Annotated in this window: 15 protein-coding genes; 12 read left to right on the top strand and 3 right to left on the bottom strand. The window is 35.0% G+C overall.

Annotated elements, in window-relative coordinates:
- Positions 1-61: 61 nt before the first annotated feature.
- Positions 62-874 carry a phosphotransferase family protein gene (locus tag GMB29_RS21220; RefSeq protein ID WP_196305201.1) on the top strand — a complete coding sequence of 271 codons (813 nt, stop codon included), beginning with the start codon at positions 62-64 and terminating at the stop codon, positions 872-874.
- Here the strand turns inward: GMB29_RS21220 and GMB29_RS21215 are convergent.
- The gene (locus tag GMB29_RS21215) at positions 871-1149 is read right to left on the bottom strand and encodes a YtzH-like family protein (RefSeq protein WP_136352181.1); all 279 of its coding nucleotides are present in this window, start codon (positions 1147-1149) and stop codon (positions 871-873) included. The two genes, GMB29_RS21220 and GMB29_RS21215, sit on opposite strands and share 4 nt — an antisense overlap.
- A gap of 327 nt (positions 1150-1476) precedes the next feature.
- Between GMB29_RS21215 and trmB the strand changes: the two genes are divergently transcribed.
- The gene (gene trmB / locus GMB29_RS21210; RefSeq protein WP_136352082.1) at positions 1477-2151 is read left to right on the top strand and encodes a tRNA (guanosine(46)-N7)-methyltransferase TrmB; all 675 of its coding nucleotides are present in this window, start codon (positions 1477-1479) and stop codon (positions 2149-2151) included.
- Positions 2152-3094: 943 nt separating this feature from the next.
- The gene (locus tag GMB29_RS21205; protein WP_136352081.1) at positions 3095-3940 is read left to right on the top strand and encodes a YtnP family quorum-quenching lactonase; all 846 of its coding nucleotides are present in this window, start codon (positions 3095-3097) and stop codon (positions 3938-3940) included.
- A 64-nt stretch (positions 3941-4004) separates the two neighbouring features.
- On the opposite strand, the gene GMB29_RS21200 is transcribed toward GMB29_RS21205, so the two are convergent.
- Complete coding sequence (locus tag GMB29_RS21200) at positions 4005-4316, bottom strand: PepSY domain-containing protein (RefSeq protein WP_136352080.1); 312 nt, start codon at positions 4314-4316, stop codon at positions 4005-4007.
- A 257-nt stretch (positions 4317-4573) separates the two neighbouring features.
- On the opposite strand from GMB29_RS21200, the gene GMB29_RS21195 reads away from it, so the two are divergent.
- From GMB29_RS21195 to murC, 8 genes are all read left to right on the top strand, one after another.
- Positions 4574-5647, top strand: a complete 1074-nt coding sequence (locus tag GMB29_RS21195) for a M42 family metallopeptidase (protein WP_136352079.1) — start codon at positions 4574-4576, stop codon at positions 5645-5647.
- Between the two features lie 20 nt (positions 5648-5667).
- Positions 5668-6216 carry a DUF84 family protein gene (locus GMB29_RS21190; RefSeq protein ID WP_136352078.1) on the top strand — a complete coding sequence of 183 codons (549 nt, stop codon included), beginning with the start codon at positions 5668-5670 and terminating at the stop codon, positions 6214-6216.
- A gap of 414 nt (positions 6217-6630) precedes the next feature.
- Entirely contained in the window at positions 6631-7131 is a 501-nt protein-coding gene (locus tag GMB29_RS21185) for a hypothetical protein (protein ID WP_136352077.1), read from the top strand.
- Between the two features lie 140 nt (positions 7132-7271).
- A complete protein-coding gene (locus GMB29_RS21180; protein WP_136352076.1) occupies positions 7272-7589 on the top strand; it encodes a thioredoxin family protein in 318 nt (105 codons plus the stop codon).
- Positions 7590-7624: 35 nt separating this feature from the next.
- On the top strand, positions 7625-8428 hold the full coding sequence (locus tag GMB29_RS21175; protein WP_136352075.1) for a DUF1444 domain-containing protein: 804 nt from the start codon (positions 7625-7627) through the stop codon (positions 8426-8428).
- A 401-nt stretch (positions 8429-8829) separates the two neighbouring features.
- Complete coding sequence (locus GMB29_RS21170) at positions 8830-11412, top strand: DNA translocase FtsK (RefSeq protein WP_136352074.1); 2583 nt, start codon at positions 8830-8832, stop codon at positions 11410-11412.
- Positions 11413-11497: 85 nt separating this feature from the next.
- The gene (locus tag GMB29_RS21165) at positions 11498-12121 is read left to right on the top strand and encodes a hypothetical protein (protein ID WP_136352073.1); all 624 of its coding nucleotides are present in this window, start codon (positions 11498-11500) and stop codon (positions 12119-12121) included.
- A 429-nt stretch (positions 12122-12550) separates the two neighbouring features.
- The gene (murC, locus tag GMB29_RS21160; RefSeq protein WP_136352072.1) at positions 12551-13849 is read left to right on the top strand and encodes a UDP-N-acetylmuramate--L-alanine ligase; all 1299 of its coding nucleotides are present in this window, start codon (positions 12551-12553) and stop codon (positions 13847-13849) included.
- Positions 13850-14091: 242 nt separating this feature from the next.
- Here murC and GMB29_RS21155 read toward each other — a convergent pair whose 3' ends face one another.
- On the bottom strand, positions 14092-14781 hold the full coding sequence (locus tag GMB29_RS21155; RefSeq protein ID WP_136352071.1) for an FHA domain-containing protein: 690 nt from the start codon (positions 14779-14781) through the stop codon (positions 14092-14094).
- A 131-nt stretch (positions 14782-14912) separates the two neighbouring features.
- On the opposite strand from GMB29_RS21155, the gene GMB29_RS21150 reads away from it, so the two are divergent.
- Positions 14913-15896: a glycerophosphodiester phosphodiesterase family protein gene (locus GMB29_RS21150; protein ID WP_406600356.1), complete on the top strand. Its 984-nt coding sequence runs from the start codon at positions 14913-14915 to the stop codon at positions 15894-15896.
- Positions 15897-15904: the final 8 nt, after the last annotated feature.

Below are 15904 nucleotides of genomic sequence, written 5' to 3'. Positions count from 1 at the left end.
GCCTGAGGCCTGCTCATGGCGCCTGCGCTTTTCTTATTAAATTCTTATATGAAATGTTGGGTTGAAATTGAACGAGAACTGGTTGGAACAAGTATTAGGTGATGAATGGAAAATTACTCCCGCTGGTGGAGCGACAGGTGAAGCTTATTTTGCAAAACGTGATGGACAGGAGCTTTTTTTAAAGCGTAATAGTTCACCGTTTTTAGCTGTGCTCTCTGCAGAAGGAATCGTTCCAAAGCTAGTTTGGACAAAGCGGATGGAGAATGGTGATGTTGTTACAGCACAACATCTTCTGAACGGTCGGGAGTTAAAACCAAGAGATATGAAAGGGCAAAATGTTGCCGAACTCTTAAAAAAAATTCACCACTCAAAAGAGTTACTGGATATGTTAAGACGATTAGGAAAGCAACCACTCACTCCTAACTTCATAATTGAAGATATACAGCAAGCAGTTGCCTTTGCAAAAATAGATCAGCCGGAAATAACACAAGCTCTTACAGCTTTAATTCAAAAGCTTCCCGATGTTCAATGTGATGACCATGTAGTATGCCATGGAGATGTTAATCATAATAACTGGCTATTAACAGAAACAAATCAACTTTACTTAATAGATTGGGATGGAGCGATGATCGCTGATCCAGCTTATGATATCGGCCTTCTGTTATATTGGTACATAGACGAAACTGACTGGAAAGACTGGCTTTCGGCTTATGGTTTAGAGCTAAATGATCACCTGATAATAAGAATGTATTGGTATGTGCTTTTACAGGCATTAATTTCCGTTTTATTGTACCATGCAAAAAATAATGAAAAAGATAAACAAATGTGGATTGAGCGTATTAGAATGATGCTTGGTAAAATGAACGGACATTAAGTATATGAGTCAATATCTTGGATCCATTGAGACAATTGGTCTTGATGCGACTCAATATGCTGATCAAGTGAAGTTGAGTTTTTTCCATTCTGACTGTAAGTGTAAATATCTTCAAGAATTCCTTTTACATGTTGATCAGTGTTTGAGTTCCCAATTAGTGATTTAATGACTCTTTCAAGCTGTTCGCACTCTGCAACTGTACCACAACAATCACTTTGATGATCTGATAATATATCTTTTAATAAACTAACTTGATCATGATATTGTATTGGAATAATAAACACATCCTTTCATTAACCGATATAAATATAACTTGTCTTTATTATGATAGATTTATACGAAGGTAACTGATAAAGAATAATCGATTTTAATATAGAAGGACTGACTATATGTATAGTCAGTCCTTCCGAGTTTATAGGTAGCTCAGGTGCATAAGTTGACAAGGTGTGTTAAGCGATGAGGATCCTTTTCTTTACTGATCGTAACAATAAAAAACTAATTAAGACGTAGGGGTGATCTAAGCCTTTCGAATTTCTGATCTTGCATACATACTTAATTCATGTTATCTTTTAGAGCGATATTAATTCAATTGAGGTGTCTTCATGCGTTTACGTCATAAACCTTGGGCAAGTGAGTATATTGCCGAGCATTCACAATATGCCATAGCGAATCCTGAACAATATAAAGGAAAATGGCACGAAATATTTGGAAATAACAACCCTATTCATATAGAAGTCGGTACTGGTAAAGGACAATTTTTAACAGGGATGGCACAGCAAAATCCTGATATTAATTATATTGGTATCGAATTATTTGATAGTGTTATTGTAGCCGCTCTTCAAAAAGTTGTAGAGCTGCAGTTGCCAAACATGAAATTGCTTAATGTTAATGCGAAAGATTTGGCTGAGTATTTTGATAACAATGAAATAAGCCGTATTTACTTGAATTTTTCCGATCCATGGCCAAAACCGCGTCATACTAAAAGAAGGTTAACATATAAAAGTTTTTTATCTTTGTATGAGAAAATCCTTGTAAAAGGCGGAGAAATTCATTTTAAAACAGATAATCAAGGATTATTTGAATATTCATTAATTAGCTTCTCCGAATACGGTTTAGAGCTTAAATTCCTAAGTCTTGACCTTCATAACAGTCATTTTGAAGGAAACATCATGACCGAATATGAAGAAAAGTTTTCAAGTAAAGGGCAACGAATTTATCGTGTAGAAGCAAAGTATAAGAATGAAGATAATGCCATAAGTAACGATGAAAAGAAATGATAGAAATGTCATTTCTTTTTTTATGTTCTCTTTTGTTAATTTTATCGCTCTATTGTGGGTGAAAAACCCCCTGAATGATTGAAGTCTCGCTTATCCCATACATAACAGGCAGTAGAATCTTATCTTAGATATAGAAGAAAGAAAAAAGCTTTGTGATAAAACTGCATGTAAAGATCCGATAAGTCTCGCTATCAGTAAAACCCCTGATTGAAGTCTCGCTTTATCCCATCATAACAGGCAGTAGGACCTTATCTTAGATATAGAAGAAAGAAGCTTTGTTGTGGATAAAACTGCATGTAAAGATCCGATAAGTCTCGCTATCAATCAGTAAAACCCCCTGATTGAAGTCTCGCTTTATCCCATCATAACAGGCAGTAAAACTTTTTAGATTTAAAGAAAGATAAAAAGTTTTGTTGTAGATAAAACTGCCTGTAAAGATCCGATAAGTCTCGCTATCAATCAGTAAAACCCCTGATTGAAGTCTCGCTTTATCCCATCATAACAGGCAGTAAAACTTTTTAGATTTAAAGAAAGATAAAAAGTTTTGTTGTAGATAAAACTGCCTGTAAAGATCCGATAAGTCTCGCTATCAATCAGTAAAACCCCTGATTGAAGTCTCGCTTTATCCCATCATAACAGGCAGTAAGTTCGTTCCTTATCTTAGATAAAGGAGAAAGAAAAAAGTTTTGTTGTGGATAAAACTGCCTGTAAAGATCCGATAAGTCTCGCTAAGAATCATTGAAACCCCCAATGATTCAAGTCTCGCTTTATCCCATCATAACAGGCAGTAAGTTCGTTCCTTATCTTAGATAAAGGAGAAAGAAAAAAGTTTTGTTGTGGATAAAACTGCCTGTAAAGATCCGATAAGTCTCGCTAAGAATCATTGAAACCCCCAATGATTCAAGTCTCGCTTTATGATAAGATAAAGTTGGGAGGGGATGTTATGGAGACATTACGATTTGGTCAGACACAGATTACATGGTTAGATGGTGGAGTAACATATCTTGATGGTGGGGCGATGTTTGGGGTTGTGCCAAAACCACTTTGGTCTAAAAAATATCCTGTTAATGAATTAAATCAAATTGAATTACGGACTGATCCAATACTTATTCAAAAAGATGGCTTGAATATTCTCGTTGAAACGGGAATTGGGTCTGGTAAACTAACTGAAAAACAGCTGAGAAATTATGGAGTGAAAGAGGAATCACGTCTTGAACAATCATTACTTAAGCTTGGCCTCACAACGAGCGATATTCATTATATTCTCATGACACATATGCATTTTGACCATGCATCAGGACTAACTAAATGGGAGAATGAACAATTAATCTCTGTATTTCCTCAGGCGAAAATTATAACCTCAGTGATCGAATGGGAAGAAATGAAAAATCCAAACATTCGCTCACGAAATACATATTGGAAAGAAAATTGGGAAGCTATTGATGGGCAAGTTGTAACGTTTGAGACATCAGTAGAAATAGTAGATGGCCTTTGGATGCACCATACTGGGGGACATAGTAACGGACATAGTATCGTAATGATCCAAGACGGTGGTGAAACAGTCGTTCATATGGCGGATTTAATGCCTACACATGCACATAAAAATCCTTTATGGGTATTAGCTTATGACGATTACCCAATGACATCAATTGCAGGAAAACAGAAATGGCTTAAATTTGCACAAGATCATCATGCGTGGTTTATTTTCTATCATGATGCTTTTTATCGAGGAATAAAATGGAATAATCAAGGTGATATTGTAGAAAAGGTTGAACGTATAAGACAATAGTTTTTAACTGAAAAAGGGCATGTTATGAAAACAAAGCCCTTAACTAACTCATAAAAATTCTTATTTAGGCAATTTTTTCAACATGTATAATGGTTCCGGTTTTGACATCAACAAAAGCTTCGTATTGTTCTAGTTGATCACTGACAGTACGGGAAACACCAGCTTTATAAACTTCATATGATAAATGTTCATTTTCAAATGTTTCAGGAATTGTATAAATCCAGGAACCATCAATAGGCCCTTTTTCTTTAAATGCTTGTTTAACAAGATCTAATGCTTTTTCTGAGGAGATTGACTTATGTGTTATTTGGTTTTTAAGGATGTATGTAGCTGCAATACCAAGTCCTAAGCCGAGTAAAAAATATTTGCCTTTCATTCATGTCACTCCTTTATTGTTTGGATTATATTTTATTCCATTCTTAACAGTCAGTAAAACCTATCTTGAGTTAGAGAGAAACAAAGAAACTTGTAGTGGAGCTAACTGCCTGTAAAGATCCGATAAGTCTCGCGTTATATTTATGCATAATGTATTTATAACACATTATAGCATGTTATGTAGTATAACGATTTGGATGTACATAAAACATTGTATTACTAATGATAGATAGAAATTCGCTGAAAAGAGGGTTAATGATGAATAATGAAACTTTAGAGTTATTTAAAACCTTAACAGAGCTTCCTGGTGCTTCAGGAAACGAACACCAAGTAAGAGCGTTTATGAAAAAACAGCTTGAACCATTATCAGATGAAATTGTTCAAGATAAATTAGGAAGCATTTTTGGAGTCCGCCGTGGTAAGGAAGAAGAGCCAACCATTATGGTTGCAGGTCACATGGATGAAGTTGGTTTCATGGTTACTGCGATTACTGATAATGGCATGCTGCGTTTCCAGCCACTTGGCGGCTGGTGGAGCCAAGTACTGCTATCTCAAATCGTTCAAATTATTACAGATAATGGCCCAGTTATTGGTGTCATAGGTTCGATCCCGCCACATTTATTAAGTGAGTCACAACGTAAAAAGCCAATGGAAATTAAGAATATGTTAATTGATATCGGTGCTGATAACAGAGACGATGCAAAAAAGATTGGGATTAAGCCAGGTCAACAAATCGTCCCGCTTTGTCCTTTTACACCAATGTCAAATCCGAAAAAAATTCTTGCTAAGGCATGGGATAACCGCTATGGTTGTGGGCTTGCAATTGAACTATTAAAAGAACTAAAAGGTGAAACACTTTCTAACACTTTATATTCTGGAGCAACTGTTCAAGAGGAAGTGGGCTTAAGAGGAGCACAAACGGCTGCGAATATGATAAAGCCAGACCTTTTCTTCGCCTTAGATGCAGGGCCTGCAAATGATATGAGTGGTGACAAAAAAGAATTCGGGCAGCTTGGAAAAGGAGCTGTATTACGTATTTATGACCGTTCTATGGTAACACATCGCGGCATGAGAGAATTTGTTCTAGATATGGCAGAAACAAATCAGATACCATACCAATATTTTGTATCCCAAGGAGGAACAGATGCAGGTCGTGTGCATGTATCGAATCATGGTGTCCCTTCAACCGTAATCGGTGTTTGTTCGCGCTATATTCACACCTCAGGCTCAATTATGCATGTTGATGATTATGCTGCTGCAAAAGAATTGCTTGTCTGTCTCGTAAAAGCTTGTGATGCAACAACTGTTGCAACAATAAAAAATAATTCATAAATAAATTGGAGAGAAAGATTTTGCTTATTGCAATTGGAACGAAAAATCCAACAAAGGTAAATGCTGTGAAATCGGCATTTGCCCCGTATATATCAGGAGAATTTATAGCTACAAAAGTATCGTCTAATGTCTCAGCACAACCCTTAACTGACGAAGAAACAATGACAGGAGCAATAAATCGTGCCAAAAACGCTCTTGAAGCAGAAAATGCACAAATCGGTGTAGGCTTAGAGGGTGGGGTTGTAAAAAATGAAATGGGTATCTTCTTATGCAATTGGGGTGCAATTATTGACAAACAGCTACAGCCGATTGTTGCAGGAGGAGCAAGGATTTTAATTCCTGAGGAAATAGGAAATGAAGTCTTTGCTGGTAAAGAATTGGGAGATATCATGGAACAATTTGCAAAAAAAAATGTTAGCCAAAATGAAGGTGCCATCGGAATATTTACCAATGGTACTGTCGATCGAACTGAAATGTTTACACAACTCTCTAAACTACTTGTAGGACAATTCTTATATGAACAAGGCAATGGTCTGGCTGCTTATCGTTTACATAAACGAGGTAAATAATTAGGGCTTATTTCTAAGAGATTGTTGCTTTTAAAAGGGAAATCTCTTTAAGGTTGATTGGAGCAGATTGTGAGACTTATGCAGGGTTTATGCCGAGGATGCTCACCGCCCGCCCCGTGGAATCTAGTATCTGAACTTGGTAAGTTTGCGAAAAAAGCCATAATTAAAAATGCAGCATTTAGATCAAGCTAATAAGAAGGAGCGCTAAAATGTTTAGCGCTCTTTTTGTGCATTCTATTTTCAAGTAACAGAATGAAAGATAGATAAGCTTTTGGTCCTGTATGAATAACACCAACATATCAAATAATAAATGTCAAACTACTTCTATAACATCATTCTTCAGAAGATGTAAGTAGTGATTCTTGTCAATTAAAAAAGATACCTGTATGATACACTAAATTGAGGAGGTATGATGTGAAGCAATTTATTCTTGTTATAACTTTATTCATGGTGCTTGCCCTAGTAGGTTGTACAATATCAGATGAAGAATTAACACAAACAACAATAGAGCAAACGGAGAAAGAATTTGAGAGTAAACCTAAAAAAGCAAATGAAAAGACAGCGTTGTTTTCCTATTACTTGCCTGATGATTTTTCTGTGACAGAAACAAATAAATTTAATGTATTACTTGAAAAAGATAATCAAGATTATATATTGTTTGTAAATGAAAATGAGAAGAAAAATAGTAAAATATCCTATGATACTTTAGCAGAAGAATTTCAAAAACCTTTCATTTCGGAAACATTTAGTGATAATGATCGGTTCGGATATCTTTTTGTTAATAAGCTAGAAAAAAATAAGTATGAAGTAACAGTTGGAATTGGTGGAACAAAGCTGACAACTGTGTCAAAGGCGAATAAAGTTTCAGATTCAGCAAAGAATATGATGGATATTGCAGCATCAGTACAATATTAACTAAAAAGGATTAAATCTACTACTTTGTAACTTTATGGTGAAAAAAGTATGAAGATTTGAATAAAAAAACCTTAACCCTTGGTTTTTACCTAGGGTTTTTTTATACTATAGATCAATGATAGAAAATGGAGGATATTTTTATGAAGAAATTAACATCAATGGATGAATATAAACAAGTTATTCAAGGTGAAAATACAATCTTAATGTTTTCGGCAGATTGGTGTCCAGATTGTCGGGTGATAGAACCAATTCTACCCCAATTAGAAGAAGAAAATAGCAAGTATACGTTCTATTACGTTGATCGCGACGAGTTTATCGATTTATGTGCAGTTTTAAATGTGTTTGGTATTCCGAGCTTTGTTGCTTTTCATAATGGAGAAGAAATCGGACGTTTTGTAAACAAAGACCGTAAAACACAAGAACAAATTCAAGACTTTATCAATAGTCTTACTATTTAATTACTTTTAATAAAATAGAAAGGAGGGAACAAAACATGAAAATGACTTCAAGAAAAATGGTGGAGATGTTAAAAGAAAAGCTGCAACAAACACAATGGTCGTTTGAATTTGATCGTAAGAAAGATATGTTAAGAGTTGAGGATGCAGCAACGAAAAAAGGAGTTACCTTATCGTTACCAGGCATCATTGCGAAATGGGAAACATCAAAGGAAAAAGCAATTGATGAAGTTGTTTATTATGTAGAAGAAGCGTTAACCGTTATGAATGAAAAACAAGAGTTGACAGGAAAAGAAAAGTCCGTTTTTCCAGTGATTCGATCTACCTCGTTCCCTACTGAAACGAATGAAGGTATTAAGCTGTGTTATAGCGAGCATACAGCAGAAACTAGAATCTATTATGGGTTAGATCTTGGAAATACATATCGATTAATAGATGAAAATATGATGAAAAAAGAAAATTGGACTAGTGAGCAATTAAAAGAAATCTCATTATTTAATATTAGGTCATTAGAGACAAGTGTAAAAGAAGACATCGTAGCAGGTAACATTTTTTATTTTTTTAATGCAAATGATGGTTATGATGCAAGCCGCATCCTGAATGAAAATCTTCTTCAGTCATTTGAAGATAAAATAGAAGGGGAAATGGCAGTAGCTGTCCCGCACCAAGATGTACTTATTATCGTAGATGTTCGAAATGATACAGGCTATGATATCCTTGCTCAACTAACAATGAGCTTTTTTGCAAGTGGAACAATCCCTATTACGGCTTTGTCTTTTTTATATGAAAATAAACAGCTGGAACCAATCTTTATTTTAGGGAAAAATAAACCGTATAAATAAAGCTGTAAAAACATTTTATACCTGTTGTTTGATAGCTAGGCTTGTCATGCTCGAAATGTCATACAAACACCCTTTCCCTCACGGAACATCATGTCATCAACAGCAGCTATCCTAAAGCTCCGCTTTAACCTATGAAAGGGTAGAATGTTACTTTCCGATTAAGCGGGAAGAGGAAACACCCATAAACTCCTTTCATAGATCGAATGATTTAATAGGAAAATAAAAGAAAATAATTAGAGGCGACCGAATAATGTATCTATCCTAATGGAGCATTGATAAAATCGGTTATCCTCTTTTTTTCTTTTATTTTACTAAAACTACTTTTACTTTTGTCTACAAAACTAGTATTTATTGTTACAATAGGATAGATGATATTTTGAATTGTTGAAAGAGTGATAAAAATGAATTGGTTAACTAAGCTAGTCTCCTTTTTATCTGGAGATGATCTGAAAGATGATGAGCAAAAGGACGATGTTTTACCTGAATCTACAAATAATATCCCGCGAAACGTCCTTAACAACCCTTCAACCGAGGGTGCTCAAAGTGGAGCAAATCAAATAGCAGAAGCAAGGATTTCTTATCAATACCCTAAGGGGAATTTTAAATTTCCAATGATACCAGATGAGAAACAAACTTTCCGTGACGAACGTCCAAGACAGCCATCACGTACATACGATAAGAAAAAGCAAAACGGAAATATAGCTTCTTTTACCAACCATACAAATAATCGAACAAGAGATGAGAGATTGAAAAATGATGATGAGAAACCAAAACGGCCTTTTCAACTAACTGCGATTCCGTCTCCTGTTTTTGGATTTCAGTCACGAGAGAAAAGTTCACTGAAGATCCATCAACCTAAAGATAAAATATATTCTGTCAATGATCAATATATTCCCACAGGAGAAAAGGCGAAGCTTTCAGATTTCGTCGTAAATGACATTCAACAAGATCATGGTGCTGAAAAGAATTCTACCAATTATTATGTAGATGATAGACAGAATGAAAAAGAAGAGCAAAAAATGTCCATTGAATCGAGCTACACGATTGATGAGCTTGATTCAATGGAATCTAAAGGGCATTTAGATATTGTTGAAATGGCAGAAGAGGAAGAGTTACAAATAAATGAAGAGATAAGAATTGTAAATGAACAAGTCACGGATATGGCGGAATATGAAGAACATCCAGAAATCATCATTTTAAATAATGACGAGGAATTAGCTGTTGAAGATTATGAAGCTATTGAAAAGGTTCATATCGATTTGTCAGAACATAAGGAAAGAATATACAATCTAGAAGAAAGTAATCTGGAAAAGATTGAACCTATTGATCAAACGGATTATGAAATCGATCTCGTTGATAAAACTGTAGAGAAGTCAAATGACAAATTACCTGTTTTACAAACAAATTCTCCAACCGATCATCATTCTGGTGATCTTCACCAAGATGAACAAACAGTTGAAAGAAAAAAACAAATAAACCATCATTCAACAGCAAAATCTTCTCATCCTTTCAACGTGCTGATGTTTGGTAGAGATAAGCAAAGCATTCCAGCTAGAAAAGATAGCTATCAGTTTCCGTCGCTTTCATATTTAAATGTACCTGAAAATGAATTAGTGGAAGATCATACATGGTTGAATGAGCAGAAGGAACTTTTAGATGTGACACTAAGTAATTTCAATGTTCGAGCAAGTGTTGTAAACGTGACACAAGGCCCGTCTGTGACAAGGTTCGAAGTACATCCGGAGCCAGGTGTAAAGGTAAATAAAATTACAAATTTAAGCGATGATATAAAATTAAGCCTAGCTGCTAAAGATATTAGAATTGAGGCACCAATTCCAGGGAAAAATACAATAGGTATAGAAGTCCCGAATAAAATAAGTAAGACTGTCTACTTGAGAGAGATATTACGAAGTAAAGAATTTCGAGAGAATCCTTCACCAATGACAGCTGTGTTAGGACTAGACATCGCAGGTCAGCCTGCGGTTACAGATTTAAAGAAAATGCCCCATGGTTTAATTGCGGGTGCAACTGGATCGGGTAAAAGTGTTTGTATTAATACAATTTTAGTTAGCTTGTTGTACAAGTCTACACCACATGAAGTGAAGCTCATGCTTATTGACCCGAAAATGGTTGAATTGGCGCCATATAATGATATTCCACACTTAGTAAGTCCAGTTATTACGGATGTAAAAGCAGCAACAGCTGCATTAAAATGGGCTGTGGAGGAAATGGAGCGCCGCTATGAACTTTTTGCTCATTCAGGCACTAGAGAAATAACCCGTTACAATCAACTTGTAAAAGAGCATAAACAAGGAGAACATCTTCCTTATTTAGTGATTATCATCGATGAGTTAGCAGATCTCATGATGGTTGCTCCTAGTGATGTAGAAGAAGCAATTTGTCGAATTGCACAGAAAGCACGAGCATGTGGAATTCATTTAATCGTTGCAACACAACGACCGTCTGTTGATGTTATTACAGGTTTAATTAAAGCAAATATCCCGACAAGAATTGCTTTTTCTGTTTCTTCTCAGGTAGACTCTAGAACAATTATTGATGTTAATGGTGCAGAAAAACTCCTTGGAAGAGGAGATATGCTCTTCTTAGAGAATGGTTCATCGAAAGCTGTCAGGTTACAAGGATCCTTTGTTACAGATGATGAAATTGATCGTGTGGTTAAACATGTAAAACGCCAATCAAAGCCTAATTATTTATTTCACCAGGATGAATTAGTGAAAAAGGCCAATATTCAGGCAGAAGAGGATGAATTATTTCTAGAAGCATGTGAATTTGTTGTACAGCAAGGCGGTGCTTCAACATCACTTCTTCAAAGACATTTCCGCATTGGTTATAATCGTGCTGCAAGACTAATTGATATGATGGAGATTCAAGGTATTATTTCTGAAAATAAAGGTAGTAAACCAAGAGATATCCTCATTTCTGAAGATCAATTAGAATCTTTATATGAAAGCAGCGCCAATTAATTGGATTTTGAACAGATGAATAAAACTAGTTCAAAGCTGCAAGTTAAGAATGGAAGCAAAGGCTGCTTTAAAAAGTTGGGGAATTATGGATAATATTATTTCGATTCAGAAAATGCGTAAGGAAAAAGAAATTCAGCAGTCTGCTTTTATAATTGAGCAGGTTGAATTAATCCAAAATTATGTAAATCGATATGTAAACATTAGAGAGAAAGTAAAGGCAAAATATATATTTAGTGAAATAGTCGGATGTGGGCACGCCCATATATTTTCTAAAATAGAAGAGCAGCTTTTTCTCGATTGGTTTACGTTCGATTATATAACGATTAAAGGTAAAACAATGTACCAAACATATGCAGAGCATGGGCATAGAACACATCCATTACATTCGATTGTCCATGCACTTTTTATGGCAAGTGTACTTGAACCTTTTAAAGTAATAAAATCAGAGGGAAATCATATATTTGCAAAGAAAATAGTAACTGGTGAACATTGTACGATTAAGACGATGATGAAGGATATGAAATATAATGATCATACTGTCTTCTTACGTTCACTTCCAGTACTAGATCAGCTATTATGTATTAGTGAAATTTTTGTTCCGCATGATATGAAATTGAACAATTTAGTCGATCAAGGTGTAACGAATACTGATAACTGGCGAACATATTTAAAGAAATTTGCTATAAAATATTGTTGGAATAACTCTTGAAAAGATTAGACATTATTAATATTCAATAGTTTTCATGGTCATTATCTTTTTCAAGTGATATAATATACAACCGTAAGCTGATTACATATGTTAGTGAAAAATAAGAAAACATAAAATTAGAGTTGTATTTTAAGCTTTAATTTACGAAAAGTAAGTATCGTTTTTTTTGTACTTAGTTTCGATGTTTTGCTCTAGGCGCCATTGGCAAAGCACAGGGTGTGTATGTGAATCAAGATATGAGACTTTCGCGTTTCTGACTGCAAGAGGTCATTTAAGCAATAACTGTCAGAAGGTGAAAGAACATGTCCTTTGCTTGTTACCAAAAATGGCTCTTAGCGCTATTCTTATTGGTTTCATATAGATGGGTTGCAAATCTAGATGAGCGTCATATACTGTTAATCAGATAGACGTTTGTTGGAGGTTCTATTTATGACTGTTTATCATTTTGTTGGAATTAAAGGGACTGGTATGAGTGCCCTTGCACAAATTTTACACGATATGAATTATGAAGTTCAGGGCTCTGATATTGAAAAGAAAATATTTACACAAAAAGCCCTTGAAACTCGTAACATTAAAATTTTACCCTTTGCGAAAGAGAATATTAAAGAGGGGTTAACAATTATTGCAGGAAATGCATTTCCTGATACGCATCCAGAAATAGAAGAAGCGTTCAATCTTGGCCTGCCTGTCATTCGTTATCACCGTTTTTTAGGTGATTTTATGCAAATGTATACAAGTGTCGGGATAACTGGTGTACATGGAAAAACTTCAACAACTGGTTTGTTATCACATGTTATCCAAGGTGCGGAACCAACTTCTTATTTAATTGGGGATGGAACGGGTCATGGGATTCCCAACAGCAAATACTTTGCATTTGAAGCATGCGAGTATCGTAGACATTTCTTAGCATATATGCCTGATTATGCGATTATGACAAACATTGATTTTGATCATCCAGATTATTTTACAAATATTGAAGATGTTTTTAGTGCATTTCAGGAAATGGCACTTCAAGTGAAAAAAGGAATTATTGCTTGTGGGGATGATAAGCAACTGCAGAAAATTCAAGCAAAAGTTCCTGTTGTTTATTATGGATTTGGTGATGACAATGATTTTCAAGCGAGAAACATTGTAAAATCTACAGAAGGAACTACCTTCGATGTTTATGTTCGTAACAATTTTTATGCAACATTTAAAATTACAACGTATGGTGATCACAGTATTTTAAATGCTCTATCAGTTATTGCATTGTGTCATTATGAAGGAATTGACGTTGAGATCATTCAGCAAAGGCTGCAAACATTTGAAGGTGTAAAGAGACGCTTTAATGAAAAAAGAGTTGGTGATCAAATCTTAATAGATGATTATGCCCACCATCCGACAGAGATCAATGCGACAATTGATGCTGCAAGACAGAAATATCCAGACAGAGAAATTGTTGCAGTGTTCCAGCCTCATACGTTTACTAGAACGCAATCTTTCTTATCAGAATTTGCTGAGAGTTTACAAAAGGCTGACTTTGTTTACTTATGTGATATCTTCGGATCAGCTAGAGAAAATGTCGGAAATCTCTCGATTGAAAGTCTTCTTGAAAAAATTGATCATTCTCAATTAATTGAGGAAAACCACACTTCTGTATTGAAAACACATAAAGGTGCTGTATTAGTATTTATGGGTGCTGGAGATATTCAAAAATATCAAGAAGCTTATGAAAAGGTTTTAGCATAATCATTATTTAACTAAAAAGCTGACGCTATTAGAGAATTACGACATGTAATTCCTTAATACGTCAGCTTTTTTTATCGTTTAGGAAATTATAAAATTCTTGTACTGTGGATAAGCGCTCGACATCCAGCTCCAGCGCCTAGCCCCTCGAGGTCATAATCCAATTTGGAATAGAAGGCAAAGAACGCCTTCTATTCCAAATTGGATTATGCTTGTCGGGGCTGTACAAGGCGCTTGCGCTTTTGTTATGTGTCTAGTTTCATGGTTAAAGAGTAACCCTTTCCTCTAATCACTTCGATGTTTATATTAGCAGGTATTTTTTTTCTTAAGCGATAAATAAGAGCATGTACTTCCTCTGGACTAACCATAGGTTCAAGTGTCGATGTGGTGAATCTCTCAGACCAAACATATGTTATAAGTTCTTCCTTCGTGACGAAATAATTATTTTGAAGGAGTAGTTCCATAGACTTATATTCCTTATCCGTTAAAGAATAAGCGGTGTTTTTAAAAAGTATGGCTTGCTTTAGTGGATCAAGCTGAGGACTTAAGGACCTTCTCTTTAACTCTGTAAGATGAAGAGGTGTTAATTCTAATGTTTCTTCTATGCCTTTAAGCGAGAAAGTCATAACGATAAGATCTTTTGCAAAAGAAATGGTGTCATAGTTATTTAGTTTTTTAGGTTGATTTGGTTTAAGACGAATTCCATTCAATGCTGTACCATGTTTACTTGTTAAATCTTCAATATAATAATGGTTTTTTGAATCAACGTAAATGATAAAGTGTTTTCTTGAGACATATACATTGTTGAATGCAATATCAGGTTTCCATTGTAATGACTCTCTGCCAAAAACGGTGTTTGTTTTCGTTAATGAGATAATATCGCCAGCATCATGCTCTGGTGCATGCTCAATTATAAGAAATGATGAAAAATCCATTCTTTAACTCCTAACTCCAAATAAATTATCAGAATCTTATCAGCAAAATATTATCTCATAATCATTGAGTCTGAGCAATCAAAGAATTACTATTTAAATGTGTAAAATGTACTGGAGGATAATTGATGATAATGAGGAAAAAACACATAAAAAAAATCATGATATTTATCGGCATCTTAATTCTTTTTATGGTGTTGAATAATACCAATTTTTTTTCAGGTAAATCGGAGCATCAGCCATTGTTACTTGCTCATAGAGGCATGGCACAAACCTTTGATATAAGTAAGGTGAGCAATGATACTTGTACGGCTGAGATGATTTATAAACCTGAGCATTCATATTTAGAGAATACAATACCTTCAATGGAAGCTGCATTTAAAGAAGGCGCAAATATGGTTGAATTGGATATTAAGCCGACTAAAGATGGACAATTTGCCGTCTTTCATGACTGGACATTAGATTGTCGGACAGATGTTGAAGGAACAACAATGGATTATTCGATGGACGAGCTTAAAAAAGTTGACATTGGATATGGATATACATACGATAATGGGAAAACTTTCCCTTTCCGTGGAAAAGGGATTGGATTAATGCCGTCACTTGATGAGGTATTAAGCTATTTTCCAGAAAAGTCTTTTTTAATTCATATAAAAAGTGATGATGCAAAGGAAGGGGAACAACTCGCGAAAATCCTTTCTAAGCTTCCAGAGGACCGTTTAAGGCTGTTAACTGTCTATGGCGGTGATAAACCAATTGAAACATTAAATGAAAAATTACCTAGTATTAGGGTCATGTCAAAAGGAACCATGAAAAGTTGTTTAATCCCATATATATTAACTGGTTGGACAGGCTATGTTCCAGGAACATGTGAAAATACAGAGTTGCATATTCCAGAAAAAATTGCGCTATTTTTCTGGGGATGGTCCGGAAAATTTATAGAGCGCATGGAAAAATCAAATGCAAGAATTGTTATTGTTGCTGGTGACGGTGGATTTTCAGAAGGCTTTGATTCAAAAAGTGATCTTAATCGTCTTCCTGCTAATTATCAAGGCTGGATATGGACAAATCGAATTGATGTGATAGCTCCAGCTTTTCAAAATAAACATACTGAATAAGTGTGAGA

Source organism: Metabacillus sediminilitoris (assembly GCF_009720625.1).
Classification (GTDB): Bacteria; Bacillota; Bacilli; order Bacillales; family Bacillaceae; genus Metabacillus; species Metabacillus sediminilitoris.
This window is presented reverse-complemented; position numbering and strand designations above follow the sequence as displayed.

What these genes read in the sequence shown, in the direction of transcription:
- trmB (WP_136352082.1), top strand. Translation starts at nt 1,477, where the DNA reads ATGCGTTTACGTCATAAACCTTGGGCAAGTGAGTATATTGCCGAGCAT.
- GMB29_RS21205 (WP_136352081.1), top strand. Translation starts at nt 3,095, where the DNA reads ATGGAGACATTACGATTTGGTCAGACACAGATTACATGGTTAGATGGT.
- GMB29_RS21200 (WP_136352080.1), bottom strand. Translation starts at nt 4,316, where the DNA reads ATGAAAGGCAAATATTTTTTACTCGGCTTAGGACTTGGTATTGCAGCT.
- GMB29_RS21195 (WP_136352079.1), top strand. Translation starts at nt 4,574, where the DNA reads ATGAATAATGAAACTTTAGAGTTATTTAAAACCTTAACAGAGCTTCCT.
- GMB29_RS21180 (WP_136352076.1), top strand. Translation starts at nt 7,272, where the DNA reads ATGAAGAAATTAACATCAATGGATGAATATAAACAAGTTATTCAAGGT.
- GMB29_RS21175 (WP_136352075.1), top strand. Translation starts at nt 7,625, where the DNA reads ATGAAAATGACTTCAAGAAAAATGGTGGAGATGTTAAAAGAAAAGCTG.
- GMB29_RS21170 (WP_136352074.1), top strand. Translation starts at nt 8,830, where the DNA reads ATGAATTGGTTAACTAAGCTAGTCTCCTTTTTATCTGGAGATGATCTG.
- GMB29_RS21165 (WP_136352073.1), top strand. Translation starts at nt 11,498, where the DNA reads ATGGATAATATTATTTCGATTCAGAAAATGCGTAAGGAAAAAGAAATT.
- murC (WP_136352072.1), top strand. Translation starts at nt 12,551, where the DNA reads ATGACTGTTTATCATTTTGTTGGAATTAAAGGGACTGGTATGAGTGCC.
- GMB29_RS21155 (WP_136352071.1), bottom strand. Translation starts at nt 14,781, where the DNA reads ATGGATTTTTCATCATTTCTTATAATTGAGCATGCACCAGAGCATGAT.
- GMB29_RS21150 (WP_406600356.1), top strand. Translation starts at nt 14,913, where the DNA reads ATGAGGAAAAAACACATAAAAAAAATCATGATATTTATCGGCATCTTA.